The 997-nt window shown below is 49.3% G+C and carries 1 rRNA gene; it reads right to left on the bottom strand.

Annotation, left to right across the window (positions count from 1 at the left end):
- Positions 1–449 (bottom strand): 16S ribosomal RNA (locus tag MCRY_RS22400); the annotation flags it as partial.
- Positions 450–997 lie beyond the last annotated feature (548 nt).

Below are 997 nucleotides of genomic sequence, written 5' to 3'. Positions count from 1 at the left end.
CCCTTCCTCCCAACTTAAAGTGCTTTACAATCCGAAGACCTTCTTCACACACGCGGCATGGCTGGATCAGGCTTTCGCCCATTGTCCAATATTCCCCACTGCTGCCTCCCGTAGGAGTCTGGACCGTGTCTCAGTTCCAGTGTGACTGATCATCCTCTCAGACCAGCTACGGATCGTCGCCTTGGTGAGCCATTACCTCACCAACTAGCTAATCCGACCTAGGCTCATCTGATAGCGCAAGGCCCGAAGGTCCCCTGCTTTCTCCCGTAGGACGTATGCGGTATTAGCGTCCGTTTCCGAACGTTATCCCCCACTACCAGGCAGATTCCTAGGCATTACTCACCCGTCCGCCGCTCTCAAGAGAAGCAAGCTTCTCTCTACCGCTCGACTTGCATGTGTTAGGCCTGCCGCCAGCGTTCAATCTGAGCCATGATCAAACTCTTCAGTTCAAACATCTTTGGGTTTTTAAGAAACCCTAAACTTGGCTCAGCAATCGTTGGTTACATCTTTGATTTCTCGCGGAGTAACTTGTGATGCTGATAATCTTGTTGACTATCAGTCTGACTCCACAAGCACCCACACGAATTGCTTGATTCAGTTGTTAAAGAGCGGTTGGTTAAGATCTTTCGTCTCAACCGAGGCGCGCATTCTACAGCAGCCTCATTTGCTGTCAAGTGATTATTTTCAGAAGTTTTCAAAGTTTCCTTTGTAACTTCAACCACTTGCGCTTCCGATCTCTCGTTAGCGGGAGGCGAATTCTACAGCGTTACACGCTGCTGTCAACACCTCTTTTTCTCCGCTTTCGACCGAGAGGATCGAAACGTTAATAGAGCCAAACGACACTGCTCTACCAACTCCTTCTGGGCTTCGATGAACTGAAGCAGGTCGCTGTCGAATCTTGCGTAACTCTTTGTTTACCAAGGAGTTTTCCGTTTCGACTGCGCCGGAAGTGGGGCGAATTATAGACTTCCAGAATCTGCCGTCAACCCTTTATTTT

Origin of the sequence: Marivita cryptomonadis (genome assembly GCF_002115725.1) — a bacterium.
GTDB lineage: Bacteria > Pseudomonadota > Alphaproteobacteria > Rhodobacterales > Rhodobacteraceae > Marivita > Marivita cryptomonadis.
The sequence above is the reverse complement of the archived record's forward strand: the minus strand, read 5'-3'. Positions and strand labels throughout refer to the sequence as shown.